The 18,022-nt window shown below is 63.4% G+C and carries 18 protein-coding genes and 1 pseudogene; 7 read left to right on the plus strand and 12 right to left on the minus strand.

From position 1 onward, the window contains the following. Positions 1-110: 110 nt before the first annotated feature. From BLV20_RS29505 to ltnD, 3 genes are read right to left on the minus strand one after another with little or no spacing between them, the layout of a single operon-like run. Positions 111-761: a 3-oxo-tetronate 4-phosphate decarboxylase gene (locus BLV20_RS29505; protein ID WP_092305893.1), complete on the minus strand. Its 651-nt coding sequence runs from the start codon at positions 759-761 to the stop codon at positions 111-113. After that, on the minus strand, positions 758-2,050 hold the full coding sequence (gene otnK, locus BLV20_RS29510; protein WP_092305894.1) for a 3-oxo-tetronate kinase: 1,293 nt from the start codon (positions 2,048-2,050) through the stop codon (positions 758-760). Before otnK ends, BLV20_RS29505 begins: the two co-directional genes overlap by 4 nt. A gap of 10 nt (positions 2,051-2,060) precedes the next feature. Beyond that, positions 2,061-2,966: an L-threonate dehydrogenase gene (gene ltnD / locus BLV20_RS29515; RefSeq protein WP_092305895.1), complete on the minus strand. Its 906-nt coding sequence runs from the start codon at positions 2,964-2,966 to the stop codon at positions 2,061-2,063. Between the two features lie 472 nt (positions 2,967-3,438). Here ltnD and BLV20_RS29520 point away from each other — a divergent pair, with 472 nt between their 5' ends. Further along, positions 3,439-3,792, plus strand: a complete 354-nt coding sequence (locus BLV20_RS29520) for a hypothetical protein (protein ID WP_092305896.1) — start codon at positions 3,439-3,441, stop codon at positions 3,790-3,792. Positions 3,793-3,845: 53 nt separating this feature from the next. Here BLV20_RS29520 and BLV20_RS29525 read toward each other — a convergent pair whose 3' ends face one another. The 4 genes from BLV20_RS29525 to BLV20_RS29540 all read right to left on the minus strand — a co-directional run bounded on the left by BLV20_RS29525 (position 3,846) and on the right by BLV20_RS29540 (position 6,748). Then, positions 3,846-4,883, minus strand: coding sequence for a DUF2157 domain-containing protein (locus BLV20_RS29525; protein WP_092305897.1), 1,038 nt, complete (start codon positions 4,881-4,883; stop codon positions 3,846-3,848). Next, a complete protein-coding gene (locus tag BLV20_RS29530) occupies positions 4,880-5,866 on the minus strand; it encodes a DUF2157 domain-containing protein (protein ID WP_092305898.1) in 987 nt (328 codons plus the stop codon). Before BLV20_RS29530 ends, BLV20_RS29525 begins: the two co-directional genes overlap by 4 nt. Positions 5,867-6,088: 222 nt before the next feature. Then, a complete protein-coding gene (locus tag BLV20_RS29535) occupies positions 6,089-6,361 on the minus strand; it encodes a DUF4242 domain-containing protein (protein ID WP_007931876.1) in 273 nt (90 codons plus the stop codon). A gap of 108 nt (positions 6,362-6,469) precedes the next feature. After that, positions 6,470-6,748: a DUF3303 domain-containing protein gene (locus BLV20_RS29540; protein ID WP_007931878.1), complete on the minus strand. Its 279-nt coding sequence runs from the start codon at positions 6,746-6,748 to the stop codon at positions 6,470-6,472. A gap of 358 nt (positions 6,749-7,106) precedes the next feature. Here BLV20_RS29540 and BLV20_RS29545 point away from each other — a divergent pair, with 358 nt between their 5' ends. After that, positions 7,107-10,670: a hypothetical protein gene (locus tag BLV20_RS29545; RefSeq protein ID WP_092305899.1), complete on the plus strand. Its 3,564-nt coding sequence runs from the start codon at positions 7,107-7,109 to the stop codon at positions 10,668-10,670. A gap of 203 nt (positions 10,671-10,873) precedes the next feature. Beyond that, on the plus strand, positions 10,874-11,359 hold the full coding sequence (locus BLV20_RS29550) for an adenosine-specific kinase (RefSeq protein WP_092305900.1): 486 nt from the start codon (positions 10,874-10,876) through the stop codon (positions 11,357-11,359). 52 nt (positions 11,360-11,411) lie between these two features. Here the strand turns inward: BLV20_RS29550 and BLV20_RS29555 are convergent, their stop codons facing one another. Both BLV20_RS29555 and thpR read right to left on the minus strand, forming a co-directional pair. Further along, entirely contained in the window at positions 11,412-11,606 is a 195-nt protein-coding gene (locus BLV20_RS29555) for a hypothetical protein (protein ID WP_092305901.1), read from the minus strand. An 84-nt stretch (positions 11,607-11,690) separates the two neighbouring features. Continuing rightward, a complete protein-coding gene (thpR, locus tag BLV20_RS29560) occupies positions 11,691-12,236 on the minus strand; it encodes an RNA 2',3'-cyclic phosphodiesterase (protein ID WP_092305902.1) in 546 nt (181 codons plus the stop codon). A 156-nt stretch (positions 12,237-12,392) separates the two neighbouring features. Here thpR and BLV20_RS29565 point away from each other — a divergent pair, with 156 nt between their 5' ends. Continuing rightward, entirely contained in the window at positions 12,393-13,517 is a 1,125-nt protein-coding gene (locus BLV20_RS29565) for an endonuclease/exonuclease/phosphatase family protein (RefSeq protein ID WP_092305903.1), read from the plus strand. Positions 13,518-13,595: 78 nt separating this feature from the next. Here the strand turns inward: BLV20_RS29565 and BLV20_RS29570 are convergent, their stop codons facing one another. Continuing rightward, positions 13,596-14,801, minus strand: a complete 1,206-nt coding sequence (locus BLV20_RS29570; RefSeq protein WP_092305904.1) for a PrpF domain-containing protein — start codon at positions 14,799-14,801, stop codon at positions 13,596-13,598. 356 nt (positions 14,802-15,157) lie between these two features. On the opposite strand from BLV20_RS29570, the gene BLV20_RS29575 reads away from it, so the two are divergent. From BLV20_RS29575 to BLV20_RS29585, 3 genes are all read left to right on the plus strand, one after another. Then, positions 15,158-15,511 carry a DUF3302 domain-containing protein gene (locus tag BLV20_RS29575; RefSeq protein ID WP_092305905.1) on the plus strand — a complete coding sequence of 118 codons (354 nt, stop codon included), beginning with the start codon at positions 15,158-15,160 and terminating at the stop codon, positions 15,509-15,511. 3 nt (positions 15,512-15,514) lie between these two features. Further along, a complete protein-coding gene (locus tag BLV20_RS29580) occupies positions 15,515-16,474 on the plus strand; it encodes an HlyD family secretion protein (protein ID WP_092305906.1) in 960 nt (319 codons plus the stop codon). Positions 16,475-16,641: 167 nt separating this feature from the next. Beyond that, complete coding sequence (locus BLV20_RS29585; RefSeq protein WP_092305923.1) at positions 16,642-17,124, plus strand: GNAT family N-acetyltransferase; 483 nt, start codon at positions 16,642-16,644, stop codon at positions 17,122-17,124. 91 nt (positions 17,125-17,215) lie between these two features. Here the strand turns inward: BLV20_RS29585 and BLV20_RS29590 are convergent, their stop codons facing one another. Continuing rightward, positions 17,216-17,677, minus strand: a complete 462-nt coding sequence (locus BLV20_RS29590; protein ID WP_092305907.1) for a GNAT family N-acetyltransferase — start codon at positions 17,675-17,677, stop codon at positions 17,216-17,218. 88 nt (positions 17,678-17,765) lie between these two features. Next, positions 17,766-18,008: pseudogene (locus BLV20_RS32190) on the minus strand (hypothetical protein); the annotation flags it as partial. Positions 18,009-18,022: the final 14 nt, after the last annotated feature.

Consider the following 18,022-nt stretch of genomic DNA (forward strand, 5'->3'; position numbering starts at 1 on the left):
TGTCCTGTTGTTATTGTTTTTTCGGGCAAGCCGGTGCCGTCGAGCGCCTGACGACGGCACCCGGGCAATGCTTGCGGTGTCGGTTTACCGTTTCGAGTTGCAGCGGCGCGCTACCAATGCGCGCCGAAAGCCTCGCGCAGCTCATCCAGGGCTGCCTGGTCCAGCGGCTCGGGCTTGGGGTTGCTCATCAGCCACAGGCGCGCGGTTTCCTCCAGTTCTTCCAGGGCGTAGCTGGCCTTGGCCACCGAGCTTTCCCAGACCACCGGCCCCAAGCGTTCGAGCATCACTCCGCGCACGCTGTTGGCCAGTTGCGCCACCTGCTCGGCGACCTTGGGCGAACCCGGGCGCTGATAGCCGATCAGCGGAATGTGCCCGACCTTCATCACCTGGTACGGCGTCAGCGGCGGCAGGATGTCGTCCGCCCGCCACACGCCGGCCAGGGTCAGCGCCACCAGATAGGTGGAGTGGGTGTGCACCACGCCGCCGACGCCCGGGTTGCGGTCGTAGACCTGGCGATGCAGGGCCAGGGTTTTCGACGGTTTGTCGCCGGACACCCACTCCCCCGCGCGGTTGACCTTGGCGATGGAGGTCGGGGCAAGACGCCCGAGGCAGACGTCGGTCGGGGTAATCAGCCAGCCATCGTCGAGGCGCGCGCTGATATTGCCGGCGCTGCCCACGGTGTAGCCGCGCTGGTAGAGGCTGCGGCCGACGTCGCAGATCTCTTCGCGCAGGGCCTGTTCCTTGCTCGCCGCGGCGCTCATCGGCTACCTCCGGCCAGTTGCTCGAGGGCCTTGGCGAAAAAGTCGCGGCTGCCGAAATTGCCGGATTTCAACGCCAGCGCCAGCGGTTCGGCGGAGTTGCTCACCGTGGCCGGCACGCCCGGGTCGATCTGCGCGCCAATCTGCAGCAGGTCGACCCCCAGCGCCTTGACCACCGCGCCGGAGGTTTCGCCGCCGGCAATCACAAAGCGCCGCACGCCGTTCTGGCGCAGGCCCGCGGCGATCTCGCCGAGGGCGTTTTCCACCAGCGCGCCGGCGCGTTCGACGCCGAGCTGCTGTTGCACCGCCTTGACCTCGGCCGGGGTGCTGGTGGCGTAGATCAATACGGTTTCGTCACTGTCGCGGGCAAAGACCAGGGCCTGCTCCACCACCGGCTCGCCGGCGGCCAGGGCCAGCGGGTCGATGCGCAGCGCCGGGCGGTCGGCCTCCAGCCAGGCCGCGACCTGGCCGATGGTCGCCACCGAGGCGCTGCCGGCCAGCACCGCTTCGTCACCGCCGACGGCTGGCAGCGACGCGGCGTCGAAGTCGCGCAGTTTGCCGGCGCGGCGGAAGTTGCCCGGCAGGCCCAGGGCCAGGCCGGAGCCGCCGGTCAGCAACGGCAGGTCGGCGCAGGCAGTGCCCAGGGTGTAGAGGTCCTGGTCGGACAGCGCATCGGCGATGGCCATGCCGACGCCCTGCGCGCGCAGTTCGGCGATTTTCACCCGTACCGCCTCGACGCCCGCGGCGATGCTGTCGTAGCGCAGCAGGCCGACTTTCAGCTGGGTCTGGGCTTGCAGCACGCGCACCAGGTTGGCGTCGGTCATCGGCGTCAACGGGTGGTGCTGCATGCCCGATTCGCTGAGTAACTGGTCCTGGACGAACAGGTGGCCACGGAAAATGGTCCGGCCGTTTTCCGGGAACGCCGGGCACGCCAGGGTGAAATCACTGTCCAGGGCCTTGAGCAGGACCTCGCTGACCTGGCCGATATTGCCGGCGGCGGTGGAATCGAAGGTCGAGCAGTACTTGAAGAAGATTTGCTCGCAGCCCTGCCCGCGCAGCCAGGCCAGGGCCGCGAGGGACTCCTCGACCGCCTCCTTGAGCGGCAGGGTGCGCGACTTGAGGGCGATGACGATGGCGTCGGCATCCAGCCCGGCCGCCACTTCGCGGCTCGGGATGCCAATGCTTTGCACCGTGCGCATGCCGCCGCGCACCAGCATGTTGGCCAGGTCGGTGGCGCCGGTGAAATCGTCGGCGATGCAGCCCAGCAGCGGGCGTGCGGTGGAATCAGTCATGACGCGTTCCTCAGACAGGCTCGGGCTTGGCGGTCGGCAGGTCGATGCCGGGGAAAATCTTGATCACCGCCGAGTCGTCCTCGCGGCCGAAACCGGCGCTGGAGGCCTGCATGAACATCTGGTGCGCGGTGGCCGACAGCGGCAGCGGGAATTTGCTGGCGCGGGCGGTATCCAGCACCAGGCCCAGGTCCTTGACGAAAATGTCCACCGCCGACAGCGGCGTGTAGTCGGCCTTGAGGATGTGCGGCACGCGGTTCTCGAACATCCAGGAGTTGCCGGCGCTGTGGGTGATCACTTCGTACAGGGCGTCGGCGTCCACCCCTTCGCGCAGGCCCAGGGCCATGGCTTCGGCGGACGCGGCGATGTGCACCCCGGCCAGCAGCTGGTTGATGATCTTCACCTTGGAACCCAGGCCATGGGCCTCGCCCAGGCGATAAACCTGGCCCGCCATGCCGGCGAGTATCGCTTCGGCCTTGGCGTAGGCCGCGACCGGGCCGGAGGTCATCATGGTCATCTCGCCGGCGGCGGCCTTGGCCGCGCCGCCGGAAATCGGCGCGTCGAGGTACAGCAGGCCCTGCTCGGCCAGGCGCTCGCCCAGCTCCACGGCGTAGGTCGGCGCCACGGTGGCGCAACCGATCACCAGGCTGCCGGCACCCAAGGCCGACACCGCGCCATCTCCACCGAACAGCACGGTTTCGGTCTGCTCGGCGTTGACCACCACTGTGACGATCACATCGCAGGTCTCGGCCATCCGCGCCGGCGACGCGCAGGCCACCCCACCTTCGCTGGCGAACTGGCGGGTGACCGCCTCACGCACGTCACAGGCATGCACATTGAAGCCTGCGCGCAACAGCGAGCGGGCAATGCCCAGGCCCATCGCGCCCAGACCGACAACACCGACATTCTTGTTATTCATGGGGTACTCCAGGGAAAGACAACGGCTGGGTCCATGCCGGCGCGAAGCCGGCAACGGGCCGCGTGGTAAAGGGAGCACGGGCGGCGCCGGTGTCGCTCGGCTGATGCATCGAGACCTTGTCGGACATCGAGGGCCGTCCTGTGATTTGTTGTTATCAGGTTGTGGTCGATCATCCACCAATGAACAGATTATGTGAAGTATTTTTTCTATCTAACATTTATTAACATCGATCGACACAGGCTCAAGGACACCCGGCAACAGGCTCGCAGGCCGCGCAGAATCTAACGGACGAGCGGTAGCGCATTACGACCAGCGCACTGACCTGAATCAACCAGGCGACTACACTCGAGACCGATGCTGTTAGACGCAACATGTCGATCAGCAGGATCGCCCTTCATCGAACAACCCTTGGCGGGGGCCGACGGAGAGCACCGCATGGTCAATTCGCAATGCTTGAACAAGGATATTCAACATGGCAAAAATCAATGTATTGGCGGGTGATTTTCTACAAGGGAATGGTGAGTACCGGCAGGGAGTCTTCAGGTTGGCCACGGTCACCAACCCCGCGCCCGGGGTGGAAATCAAGGCTTCGGCCTTCAAACGCGTGGAAATTGCGACGCAGGACAGCATCACCAACAGGGACGCCATTGGCTACGGCATCGCCGGCGCCATGCTGCTGGGCCCCGTGGGGGCCATCGCCGGCTATCTGATAGCAGGCAAGGAAACCGAAGTAACGTTCATCGCCACATTCAAGGACGGCCGCAAGCTGTTGGCAGCCACGGACAGCGAAACCTATCGGGATATCGAAAAACGGCTGACGGCCTAGCAACCGCCTGCCGTCCCATGCCCCGCGGTACGGGGGCATGGGCTTTCCTGCCCTTACACCGACTCAGTACCGCCTGGCACCGGCCGGCGCTGTTGCCGCTTGCCTTCCAGCCAGACCACCAGCCCCAGCAGGCTGCCGCCGACGAGCAGCAGGCTGACGAACCACCCCAGGGTTTGCGCCACGTAGGTAAAGAACAGCGTGTACAGCTGGATGATGAAGAATGTCGCGCCATACCCCACCAGCATGGAAAAGCGCAGGCCGATGCCCAGCCCGAGCAAGCCCAGGCTGAATGCCGCCCACAGGCCGTTGAACAGCAACAGCTCGCCCGTCCCGGCCAGGTACCAGGGGCCGTCGATCAGGCTGTAGCTGCCGAACAGCGACAGCAGCCACAAGGACATCTGGGCCATGAACAGCCCCGCGGAAATCCACACCTTGGCAAAGCCGCTATAACGCGCCAGCCACAGCGCCTCGCCGCGCAGATGAACAAAGCCGAACAGCGCCATGGCCAGCGCCGCCGCCAAAAAGCGCAGCGGATAGTTCATGCCGAACCAATAGGCGCCCCAGCCCGATTCATAACCGCTGCGCCCACCGAACCAGATAAAGAACAGCACGCTGCACAGGGTCAGCAGCAAGACGTTGTTCAGCACATAGCTGAGCGCCAGCAACAGCAGCAGGTCCACCAGCAACAGCGCCGGCCAGTTGCCCGAGCCGTCGGAATAGATCATGCCCAGCACCAGGCTCAGGCCGACCAGGGCAAAACCGCCGAGCAATTCCAGGGTCGCGCCGAACAGCTTCAGCTGCTTGCCCAACAGCCAGCGCCCGGCGACGAACAGCCCGACCATCAATACCCCAAGGCCACCCGCGAGCATCGGCAGGGTGAACGTCAGGTGCTCATGCACCAGGATCAGCAGCCCGGCCGCCAGGCTGATGGCGCCGAAGGTCAGGAACCAGCGCCCCAGGGAGCGCCAGTCCCAGCGGGTCAGCGGGTACAGCTGGGCGATCCGCGCGTGGGCCTGGGTGTCGATCAAGCCGTCGCGCAGCCATTGGTCCAGGGCGTTGTGCACCTGGCGATTACGTCGGTCCGGGTTCATTGGCCAGCCTCCCCGCGCAGCGCGGTGCGTTCGAACAACCAGCCCAGGAGCATGCCCAGCGCACCGGCCACGGCAAAAAACACCGCGACGCTCAGGTGGTCCCAGGCATATTCGTAAAAACGCGTATACAGATCGATGCTGAGGAACACCACGCCAAAGCCGGTGAAGCTCGGGTGTTTGAAGCGCGCGCCGAGCACCAGCTGGACGATGGCGCCGAGGGTGAACAACAGGGTCCAGGTCAGCGATTGCCGGTAGACGCCTTCCAGGCTGAGAAACCACAGCGAGCAATTGAAATACAGCAGCCCGAAGATCACATACAGCCGGCCGAAACCGCTGAAGCGGCGCAGCGCGTGGTCCTCGGCGCGCTGGTGCCACAGCCCCAGCGCGGCGGTCAGCGCGGCGACCACGGCCATCGAGCGTGGGTCCTGGATGTCGAAAAAGTAAGTGCCGGAACCGCCATAGCGCTCCCACGAACCCAGGCCATGGAAAACACAGAACAAACCGAGCAGCAACGGCCAGCGCAGGCGATAGCCATAGGCGGTGGCAATGCTCAGGGCGGCGGTGACCAGCAACGCCAGTTGCAGGTTGCCGAAATCGTTGGTCTCGCTGCCGGAGCTGCCCAGCAACAGGCTGGCGCCCATCAGGACCAGGCCGATGGTCAGGATCGCCACCCCGGTGACCGGCATGCGCCGCGCCGGGTCGCGGGCCAGGCGCGCGCCGATCAGCCATAGCCCGACACCGCCGGCGAAAAACAGCACCACCCCCACCAGCACCGACTCGGCCAACAGGCTCAGGCCGCCCAGCACCGCCATGCCGAGCAGCAGCACCGCGCCGATGCCCAGCCATTGCAGCACCGTGGACAAGCGATGCCCGGGGCGTTCGTACAAGGCGCCAAGCCGCTGCTGCGCCTCGGCATCGATCAGGCCACGATGGCGCCAGTCGGCGATTTCGTGGAGCAACATCTGTTGGGTGGTTTTTCTCATGGCGCTCTTGGTTCAAGGTTTGGGCATCGGCCGCAAACCGGCCGTCGACTATGCAGCATAGCCGAGCCGGGTGTCTGGCAAGACGCCCCGCGACACTAACGCGGCACGCCGCGCCCATGAAAAAGGCCGCCCCTGGGGCGGCCTTGTCTTCCTGCCAGCGGCATCACCTCGCCATGGAGTAAGGGGGCACCGAGCCAGGCGCACACATGTCACCGCAAGGCCCTACTCCGCGGTCGTCGGATCGATGATCGAGGTAACCCGCGATACCCGATCCGCCGGAAAACCTCCTAGCCTGGCGTGCTCCCTGACGAGTTCCTCGTCCGGGGAGATGTAGACACAATAGATCTTGTCGCCCGTGACGTAGCTATGCAGCCACTGCACTTGCGACCCCAGCTCACTGATAACCTTGCAGGATTTTTGCGAGATCTGTTGCAGATCCTGCGGCGTAAGCGCCCCGGCTTCCGGCATCTCGCGCTCGATGACGAACTTCGGCATGACAACCTCCACTTCGTGAATGGCCGGGGCACGCCGACAAACAGCGTTACCCCGTATATTGGCCGAGGCAGACAGCCCTCGGCGGATCGCCAACGGTCTGCTTGCCCGTTACCTGCCAAGCGCTGCCGCCAATAGCGGCGCAGCCTGTTCATCGGTCAACGCCGGGTGCACTTCCATGCGCAGCAGGTCGCTCCACTCAAGCACCCATTTCTGCATCAGCGCGAGATCGCTGGTTTCCGCGATCCCAAAGCCCGTCATGCCGCCAACGGCATGCCAGCGCCCCAACATGCTCACCCCTGCGGGTGGCGCCCCACCCGTCTTGAGAAATCGCTCGATCGCACTGTTACGACGTTCGGGGCTGATTGACCAACTGACAATGAATAACATTTGGCACCTCCAGCGAAACTGGCGCCCGTTGTTCTGCGCGCGCACCTGGCAGGCACCTTGACCACGGCCACGCATCGGTATCGACCCGCATTCCGTCTGGTCTGAAACGATTGTCCCAAGGGAAGGAATAGCAGCCTTGCGCCCCCGCCGCATGACCGTCGATCCTGTTCCCGCCCGCAGCATGAGGCCACCGGTCAGCGGCCCAGTTGCTCGCGCGCCCCAGGCCGCTTGAAAGCACGCTCGTTTGGCCCTGCGACGCCCTCGTTGCAGCGTCGGAGGGCCGGTAGATAAAGCCTGATCCGGGGGCTATACCTATGCATAGCGGTCGGCCCTACACCTAAGGAAGGGGGAAAAGACCATGGACAACAGCAATGGCTCAGGTAACAACCTCGTCCTCTGGTTACCCGGTAGCGCCCTCATCCTCAGTCTGGTCGTCTCGACCTTCGCCCTCACCCGCGAGCCTTTCCTAGAGCCACGCCCCATCGGCGCGCAATTCCAGGCGCAACCACCGATAGAAGCGCGCCTGTGGCAAGACCCGTTCGATGCGCTCGAGCGTTATCGCAAAAAGTTCAAGGACGGTAACAAGGCTGCAGGTACTGAGCTTGTTGAGTGCAGCTCCCATCTTGTTTTCAGCAAGCCAGCGGTGCTGGACGACGAAAAAACGCAACAGCCGCCAGAACCTCCCCAACTCATGGTGGCGTTGGTCGAAGGCGGCCCCTATGCCGATGAAGTGGAGCTGCGCCGGCGCATTCGCTATGCAATCCTGGCCGGCTTCAAAAACTCCCGCATGGTGCCCGAGGACGAACAGCACATCCGCTGCCTGGCCCTTGCCGACGACCTGTCAGGTAGGCCGATAACGTCGCAAGCCGGTCAGCAAGAAAAGTCGAAGTACGCAGAGATCCCCTATGAAACCTTCATTGCCAACCCATTCAACCCACCCAGGGACATGCAGGACAAACAGCGCCCATCCGCCCGGACCATTCTGCTCTGGGTAAAGCAGGAGCATCTGGGCTCACACCCGCTACAACGACTCGAAGCCTTGCGCCTCACCCTGCAGAGCAGGCTTCATTCGGATTGCGGCCCGCCACAAACCTGCCCTGGTGTGTCCAACCAGACACTGCTGAAGGTCATCGGCCCCTCCACTTCGAAAGTCTTGCTCGATATGTATCGGGACGAGGCCAACGGCCACGCCAAGCCCAATATCGAGATTTACTCCCCCCTGGCCACCGCTGACTACGACACATTGATGCATGCCTTGGGCAAGCCCTCGCCCGCCGAAACAACCTCCCAGCAGCAAACACCAGCGACGCCGAGATCCTCCATGAACCTGCTGCGCACCGTCAGCGACGACGGCGTCATGACACGCCTGCTGCTGGACGAACTGAAGCTGCGCCATGTGGATCCAGTCGCGGGTGTGCGATGCAGAGAAGGGGCACCGCAGCTAGTCGGTACACATTGCGACACTGGCTGGCAGCGCCCCAGTCGCATCGCGCTGGTCTCCGAGTGGGACAGTTTCTACAGCCGCGCACTGAGCGAGAGTTTTAAATCGCAGGTTGCCCAGGATGCCGGCATCGACAGCAAAGACCAGGCGGCGGTCAATAACTGGGTATTGCGCTTCAGTTACCTGCGAGGCGTGGACGGGCGTTTACCAGAGGAGGCCGCCAGCGGCAACAAGGCGCCTGGTAGCGATGACAATAAAAACAGCAAGGACAAGAACACCCTGGATCTAAGCCCGCTGGAGAAGTCCGACGGCAATTCCCAGCTCGATTACCTGCGCCGCCTAGCCGACCATATCGCGCGCGAGGACGAAGCCTATCGCCGCAAGGGCACCAGCGGTATCGGCGCCATTGGTGTGCTGGGGGCCGATACCTACGACAAGCTGCTGGTGTTGCAGGCCCTCAAGGGCCGGATGCCGAACAAAGTGTTTTTCTCGACCAATCTCGATGCGCGCATGCTCCAGCGTGGCCAGGCCCAGACCACCCGCAACCTCGTCCTGGCAGCCCCCTACGGGCTCACGCTGACGCGCGCCCTGCAACAGGATGTGCCGCCGTTTCGCGAGAGTTTGCAAAGTGCGGTATTCATCGCGGTTCTGGCTGCCCAGGCACCACAGGACTACGAGGCCAAGCGGGCGAAGTTCGACTACTCCAAATCGGAGCTGCTTTCGCCGGGCATCTATGAGGTGGGCATCAGCGGCTTCATCCCCCTGTCAAACAAGAAGAGCGCCGAACGCCCCAAGGATTGCGCCGCACCCGGCCAGACCCAGCAAGCAACGCACGACCTCATGGCGTTGCGTTGCCTGCAGGATCCTTCACCCCCTCCTTATCCCGAACTCTCTCAGTCGGTACGCGACAAGCTCGATGAAAGACAGTCGTTTTTCTGGGCCGGGCCGCTGACGTTCATCCTGCTGGTAGTGGTGATCCTCCTTGGCTGGTGGTGGACCTATGCGCAATCAAGAGACAGCAAACTGCCAGCCTGGGTGCACAGTATCCCCCTGACGCTGTATGTGGTGTCCGGACTGTCGGCGTGGCTCGCCATGCGGTTCTGGCGCGTGGAGTTCATGTGGACCGCCTTCGTGCTGATCCTGTTGGGCATCGTTTGCTCGGAACTTATCCGCCGTCATCAGCCCCAACCAGCGCAACCCGGACAGGTCCCCGTTCCTGCAAGCAGTGGCTTGTTCGACGCCTCGGCGTGGTACGTCGTGGTACCGATCGTGGTATTCGTCCTGGCCTTGCTGTGGATGTACCAGATCCGGCGTGCGTTGACGGATGACGGGCTGGGTGAACCGATGTTCCTGTTCGAGGGCATCAGTGCCTGGCCCACCGTGGCCCTGCGCCTGCTCGCCGTGGTCATCTCGATCACGGCGCTGGCCTGGGGTTGGCGCACCCTGCGCATCAACCGTGTCGAGATCGAAAAGGCCTACCACCTGGATCGATACATGAGCAGGCTGCAGATGAGCCTGTGGGGGCAGCTACTGCGCCTGGTTAACCGAGAAAGGGGCACAACGCCACATAGGTGGCGAGCCGCCCTGGGACGTTGCCTGTTCCTGATCCTGTTCCCGCTCTTAGTCAACGAGCGCGACTGGCACACGCCGAAGAGACTGACGACCACAATCCAGTCATATGTTGCCGACAAGCGCAGGATCATTTTCGTCACGAGCTTCTGGAGAGAACACTGCGTGGCTGGCACCTTCGGCGCCCGAATGCTGCGCAGCATCCTCGCCACCTGGATATTCGTCGTAGTCACCAGCGCGCTCTTCGTGCTCTGGCCAATGGAAGGCGCGCCCACCCGGGGCGAATCGCCGATCTGGATGTGGAACTGGCTGCTGCCCACCCTGGCCTTCCAGTTGCTGGTGTTCTGGGTGGTGGATGCCAATCGCCTGCTGACACGGTTCATCCGCAACCTGAGCACGCATTACGCGATCTGGCCAAAAGCACTGCGCAAGGAGCACTGGAGGGTTTTCGGTGTGCCTCTGCACCCCTGCATCGACGACTGGATGGACATGCAACTGATCGCCAAGCGCACGGCCACCGTCAATCGCCTGATCTATGCCCCCACGGTCGTCATGTTGATCCTGATTGCGTCGCGCAACAGTGTGTTCGACAACTGGCCGACACCGCCCAGCATCGTCATTTCCTTCCTGCTGATAACATTGATCTTGCTCGCTTCCGCGTTGTCGCTGCGCCGTGCCGCGGAACAGGCACGTGGCGCAGCGTTACAGCGTCTGGATAACTACCGGCTGGAAACACCCGAGGACGCACCGATCTACAAAAAGCTCGAACTGATCCGCGGACGCATCGTTGCCCTCAATACCGGAGCCTTCTCAAGTTACTCGCAAGAACCACTGGTGCGCGCCCTGCTGCTGTCGCTGACCGGCGTGGGCGGCTCGCTGATTGTCGATGCATTGAATTACGCCAAGTTCTAGGTGCCGGCGGTCAGGGACGAACGGGCCGATCAGCCGTTGACGGCCATCGTTCAAGCATGACGAACCCGGCAGCAGCCAATGAATGGCTATGCTTGATCTGTTGCTGGAAGCAATCCCGCCGCTGTGCTAACGGGCTGCGTCGGGCCCACCCTTTCCGTCAACGCCCCCCAGCGCCGCGCGACATCGGCAAGGAGCGGTCCGAAATGCAACTGATCAGCGTGAACATCGACAAGCCGGAAGCCACCAACTTCATTTTCGGCCAGACGCACTTCATCAAGTCGGTCGAAGACATCCACGAAGCCCTGGTCGCCAGCGTGCCGAATATCAGCTTCGGCCTGGCCTTTTGCGAAGCCTCCGGCCAATGCCTGGTGCGCTGGTCGGGCAGCGATCCGTTGTTGATCGCGCTGGCGCAAAAAAACGCTCAGGCGATCGGCGCCGGCCATAGCTTTATCGTGTTCCTGGGCGACGGTTTTTATCCGTTGAATGTGCTGAACACCCTGAAAATGGTACCCGAGGTGTGCCGCATCTTCTGCGCGACCGCCAACCCGACCGAGGTGATTCTCGCGGAAACGGCAAAGGGTCGGGCGGTGCTGGGCGTGGTCGATGGCTACTGCGCCAAGGGCCTGGAAAGCGACGACGACATCCTGCGGCGCAAGGCGCTGCTGCGCCAGCTCGGCTACAAACAGTGAATGCCGCGCAAGCGCCACTGCCCGGGTAGGTATGATCAGCCGCAGCCAGGGCCTATTCGGACGCCGGCGTGGTGCGGCAACTCTTGCGCTGACGAATCTCCTGGTCCGAAGGCCGTTCCTTGACGAACTCGAACCGTGGCTCGCCCTCGCTGTAAGTGACCAGCCAACCCCATTCCAGCTCGAACTCGTCCTGTCCCGGCTTCGGCGGCGCCGCCCACCACGGCTCTTTGCTAACGATCTGGCGCATGGTTCCTCCCCGTCGACTCGGCTTTTTCCACTATAACGTGCAGGCCTTGGGCACCCCGGCTTTCGGCCGATCGGCAGCCGGCCATCAGCGCTCCAGCGCCCACTCGGCCAACGGCCGATAACGGCCCTTATGCGACTCGAACAGGGCAAAGTGGCGGGAGCTCAGGTGAAAATCGGGAGGCGTCGGCGCCTCGGGAACCGCCGCCCGATAGTCACGCATCAAAGTCAGGTGCGGGCGATACTCGCGCGGCGCCTCCTCCAGCCCAAAGGGCAGCAGCGCCTGTTGCAAGGCATACACCAGCTGAAGCAACTCCAGCGGCGCCTGTGCCGGGGCCAGCAACAAGATCCCGGCCCGGCGCCAAACCTCCAGGCGGTCGAGCGGCACAGACAACGGCTGGCCCGACGTCCGTATATTGGCGACCGCGGCGCAGATGCCCGGGACCTGGGCCACGGCGACCGCCCCCAGGAACAGCAGGGTCAAATGAAAGTTCTCCGCCGGCACCGGACGGCCGTTGCGCAGCCCAAGCTCACCGCGCCAGCGGGCGATGGCCCGGCGCTGCGCGGCGGTACAGGGCAAGGCGAAGAACAACCGCTTGAACGGCTCGCCCTGCTCGCGGGGCTCATCATTCATGTCAGGTCCTCCCGTTCAGTCGGGCGCAGTGCGCCGGTTTTGCCCATTCTTGAGTTCAGCATATAGAAGGCGCCAAGGCCCGCGCCTGTCGGCATTCGGTCATTTTTATCGGTTTTAATGCCGGTTGACGTCCGCCCCACGCACAGGAAGAGCACGATGAGACTCGCAACCTACAACGTTGAAAACCTGTTCAACCGCGCCAAGGCCATGAACCTCGAAAGCTGGGCCGAAGGCAAGCCGGTGCTGGAAAGCTTCGCCCGGCTCAACCAGTTGCTGGGCGAGCCCATTTACACCGACCAGGACAAGGCGCAGATGGTCAAGCTGCTGACCGAACTGGGGCTGGCCAAGTCGGACAAGGGCCCTTTCGTGATCCTGCGGCAGAACCGCGCGAGCCTGGTCAAGCGGCCCAAGGCCGGCGGCCTGGAAGTCGTCGCCAACGGCCGCACCGAGTGGGTCGGCTCGCTGGAGCTGATCGAGGCCCCGGTGGACCTGGAAGCCATGCGCAATACCGCGCGGGTGATGATCGACCTGCAAGCCGATGTGCTGGCGGTGGTCGAGGCGGAAAGCCGCCCGGCCCTGCGCGACTTCAACACGGAAATCATCGGCGGCCTGGGCGGCCCGCTGTACCCGCATGTGATGCTGATCGACGGCAACGATACACGCGGCATCGATGTCGGTTTGATGACCGCCGCGGGCTACCCCATCGGCCAAATGCGCAGCCACGTCGACGATGCGGCGGCCAATGGCGAGCTGATCTTTTCCCGCGATTGCGCGCAGTTTCATATTCCGCTGGCGTCTGGCGAACAGACCGGCAAGCAGCTGATCGTCCTGGTCAACCACCTCAAGAGCAAAGGCTTCGGCAGCCTTGCGGCGTCGGCGAACAAGCGCCGGGCCCAGGCCGAGCGGATCAAGGTCATCTACCAGGCGCTGGTGTCCCAGGGCGAGACCTACATCGCCGTGGTCGGCGACCTCAACGACACCCCCGACAGCGCACCCCTGGCCCCGCTGCTGCAGGACACCGACCTCAAGGACGCCTTTGCCCACCCGGCCTTTGATGACGGCGGCTTTCCCGGCACCTTCGACACCTGCAAGGCGGCAAACAAAATCGACTACCTGCTGCTGTCCCCCGCGCTGTTCGCCACCGTCAGCGCCGGCGGCGTGTGGCGCAAGGGCATGTGGCCGGGCAGCAAGCCCCAGCGCTGGGCGGTCTACCCGGAACTGGACAGGAAAGAAAACGCCGGCTCGGACCATGCCGCGGTGTGGGTCGACCTGGACCTGTAAGCCAGCAGGTAGCGCCTCTCCCGCCAAAGAAAAACAACGCCGCGTTGACGGCGGGCAAAGGCAGTACCGGGCCGGGCCTCAGCGCCGCCCTGGCAGCAACGCCTCGACCAGCGCCGCCGAGGCGTTGTACAGCGGCACCCGGCCCTTGAGCAGGATCTGCGCGCTGCGCCGGTAGGCGGCCGCATCGATGCGGATGGAACCGCCCTCCTCGCGCGCGGTAATCAGGGTGTCCAGCAGGCCTGCCGGGTTTTCGATCGACACCGGGTATTCCGCCGTGACGGCGCTCAGGGGCTTGGGCGCCTTGAGCAGTTCATGGGCCACGGTGCCTGGCGCCAGGCAGGCGGCGGCCAGGCAGCAGCCACCGGAAACGGCCAGCGAGGGATGGGCGTTTTGCGGGGTGAAGTAACGGGTGCTGATATCGCCCGCGCCCCGGGCCGGGCTGACGATGCAGATCTTCGGCAGGGTTTCGCTGCGCCGCAATTCGTCGGCGCCCAGCAAGGCGCCGCTGCGGTTGCGCAATTGCATGCGCAGGCCGCCTTCGACCATCAGGCCAATCAACCGCGCCTTGAACCCGGCATCGGCGTCCAGCTGCGCCGGGCTTTCCAGGCCGGTCTTGCCCAGGTCGGCGGCCTGGACGATGACCATCGGCACCGCCACATCGAGGCAGGTGGCGCGCACGCCGTCGAGCAGGTCGATGCGCTGGCCAGTGGGAAACAACTGGCCGGTCTTGGCCCCCACCGGGTCGCTGAGAAACAGGTCGACCCCGGGGAACACGCCATTGACCCCGGGGATGCGGGTATCGCTCAGCAGCCGACCGTCGTGAAAGCCCAGGCGCGCGAGCATGCGGGTCTGGGTATTGCTGTTGAAGATCTCGATCTGCGCGCTGTCCTGGTCCGCGCTCAGCCAGCCACGCTCCAGGGCATACAAAGGCAAGGCCGCGGACATGTTGCCGCAGTTGACGCTCCAGTCGATCGCGCTCTTGCCCGCCGCCAGCTGCGCCAGGGTGCTGACTATGCGCGTCTCGCCGGGCCGCCGCTCGACGATGAACACCTTGTTGCTGGTGGGCCCGCCGCGGCCGAGCCCGGTGATCTGGTTATTGCCCGGCAGCTCGCCGGTCAACGGCACACCCATCAGATGCCGCAGCAACTCCTCGACCAGCAACGGGTCTTCGGGCAGGCTCTCATGGGCCAGGATCAGGCCGGTGGACGTGCCGCCGCGCGCATGCCAGACAGGGAACTCAACGATGCCGGCGTGGATATCAGGAAGGACCGGTTCTGAAGGCATGATCGGGCTCGCAGTGATGGGCGACAGGTTGCGATCATAAACCGCTGCCGGGCCCGGCGCAGCTTTCTGCCGGCTGGCGCCGGCATGGTTTTACCCGTCGGCGCAAACCTTCAGGCCACTCAGCCCTCCCGGCAGGCTCGCGCGGCGCTAAAAGCACCCGCCGCCCGGCTCGAACCCACGCCGGATCATCGGCCCGTTTTCTTTGCAACAGTCACTAAAAAAGGCGGCCAGGCAGTTAATCGAACTTGAACTAGTATGAGTTTCACCAGGCCCACGCCATCGGAATATCAGGCGGCATTTGCTGGTCGATATCCTGAGCGGTTGCGTGCGAGCTGAGGGCTTCCGGGAGGAAAATCATGCTCGATCAAATTGCGCTAGGCATTCTTGTCTTTGCCGGGATAGTCCTTTTCTACGGAATCATTGTCCTGCACGACATCCCCTACGAAATTGCCGTACACCGCAACCATCCGCACCAGGACGCAATCCACGCGGCCGGCTGGGTCAGCCTGTTCACCCTCCATGCCCTGTGGCCGTTCCTGTGGATCTGGGCGATGTTGTACCGCGAGGATCGAGGCTGGGGTTTTGCCACCGACAAGCAGCGTATCCAGGCTGAACGAGACCTGCCGCAAGAGCTCGCCGAACTGCGGCAACGGGTCGAGCAACTGGAGCAACGATCCCAGGCCGGGCTCCACCCGGAAGGAAAACGGTGACCCATGGACTTGTTATTGATCCTTACCTACACCGCCATCTGCGTCGCCATTTTCAAGATTTTCCGCATCCCGCTCAACAAATGGACAGTGCCCACCGCCGTGCTGGGCGGCGTGGTCTTGATCGGCACGCTGATCTTCCTGATGAACTACAACCACCCCTATTCGGAAGTGGCGCGCTCCTATTTCGTCTCGGTGCCGGTAATCCCGGTCGTCACCGGCCGGGTGATCGAGGTGCCGGTCCAGGGCAACACGCCGCTGGAGCCGGGCGACGTGCTGTTTCGCATCGACCCGGAACCTTTCGAGAACCGCCTCAAGTCGCTCAAGGCCCAGCAGACCGCGGCGCGGGGCGACCTGTACCGGATCAACGAGCTGATCAAGCGCAACTTCGGCACTCGCCGCGAACAGGAAGCCGCCATTGCCCGGGTCGACGACCTGCAGGCACAGATCGACAACGCCCAGTTCGAGCTGGACAACAGCGTGGTCCGCGCCCCCAGCAAAGGTTTCGTCACCCATGTGTCGCTGCGCCCGGGCATGATGGCGAGCAAGCTGCCGCTGCGCCCGTCGATGGTGTTCATCCCGGACGAGGGCCATTACTTCTCCGCCTGGATGCGCCAGAACAGCCTGCTGCGCCTGGTCCCGGGGGACGAGGCGGAAGTGGCGTTCGACGGCATTCCCGGCCGGGTTTTCAAGGGCCGGGTGAAAAATGTCGTGACGGTCATCGGCGAAGGCCAGGTCCAACCCTCCGGCACCCTGCTGAGCTTCACCGGCTCACCGCCACCGGGGCGAGTGCCGGTGATCATCGAAATCACCGACCCGCTATTCCAGCCCTACGCCAAACTCATGCCCGGCGGCGCCTATGGCCAGGCGGCGCTCTACAGCAAGCACTTCCACCACGTGGCAATCATGCGCAAGATCCTTTTGCGCATGGCGTCCTGGATGAACTACATCTTCCCGTTCCATTGATGAGCAGGGATCGGGGCTGATACTTGGTGCGTGACAAGCCCTGCTTGATTTCACTACCGGTCGAGTGGGCGTTTTCGCCTGTGGCCCTCAACAGATAAAAGCGGGTGAGCCGCTTGTTTCTATTCTCTCTATACTCGCTGCCCAGGATGATAGTCAGAGCGCAAATGATGCCCGCCACAACCGATAAAAATTCCCAGGTCATTTTGGTCCCGGCTCGACAAAGCGACTTGGACAACCTTGTAGCCATTCGAATCGAGGCCATGCGCGAAAGCCTGGAGCGTGTTAGACGATTTGATCCGGTACGCGCGCGCGAACGTTTTCTTAGCGGCTTTGAAGCCCGCAATACACGCTACATCGAGGTATCTGGAGAGAGGGTTGGTTTTGTCGTGGTCAAGCACCGGCACAATGAACTCTTGCTCGACCACTTGTATGTGAGACCGAGCGCGCAGGGATCAGGGATAGGCTCTGCTGTTCTCGCCCAGATTTTCAAAGAGGCGGATGTGGCTGGGCTCCCTACTAGAGTGGGTGCCCTCAAAGGCAGCGCTTCGAATCGTTTTTATACCCGCCACGGTTTTCAATTCATCGAAAGCGGTGAATTCGATAATTACTATGTTCGTCAGTGCGTTCCGACGGTGGGCCTATCGCGCTGAGGTCCCCTGCTGCAAGGCTTTGCAAGCCTGCAAAGCCTTCACTCTTCGCCGTTGACCGACTACGCCCCCCATCTGCCCTCCAATGACCTGGTTACATGGCATCGGCCAATGACTTTGCGTGCGTAGCAAAATCATCCTGTATCTGCTGGAAGCCGCAGCGCAGGTAAAACGCGGCGCCCTCTGGTGTATCCGTGGATAGGCGTACCACACAAAATTGCTGAGCCGCGTGTCCCAAAAGCCGCTGCACCAGGGCTTTGCCCACATTCCGCCCCCTTGCTGCACGCGCAACGTACAACCGCCTTAGCCTGCCGATATCCGGCCCGGCATAGGGGTCACGAGTAAGGCCACCGATGGCAATCAGTTGCCCGTTGCGAAAGGCGCCCAGCAGGCATTCACCCGGTTGATCAAACCGGTTCGACCCGTTCTCCCACTCTGCGACCAAGCGCGTGAGAAACCTGAAACCATCCGCAACCGCCTCCGCTTCCAGTGCCAGGATTTCCGGAGAAAGCGCTGAGATCTGGCGTATCGCCAGTTCGTCCGTTGACATAACCACTCGAGATCCTTGTGTTTGCTTTGGCACTGCGCCTGACTCATCGGCGCGGACAGCACTGTTGCAGCTGGATTAATCTCCTGGCGTCGCACTAGCGACGATAGTAGCGGTGATTGTCTTCGTAGCGGTGCCGCATGGCTCGATCGTGGTGGCGCTCCCAATTACGATGGCGTTCAGCTTCTCGGCGGGCTTGTTCCCTACGCCACTGTTCCCTACGCCAGTCGTCTCGGCGCCAATGGTCTCTACGATCGTGCCAACGGCCGTCATGCCAGTATCGGTCGTCATGGGCAAGCAACGGCCCGGGCTACTTGCCAGCCATGCTGGCCAAGGTCGGCCCGATACCGACCG

The sequence above is a fragment of the Pseudomonas sp. NFIX28 genome (genome assembly GCF_900107395.1).
Lineage (GTDB): Bacteria > Pseudomonadota > Gammaproteobacteria > Pseudomonadales > Pseudomonadaceae > Aquipseudomonas.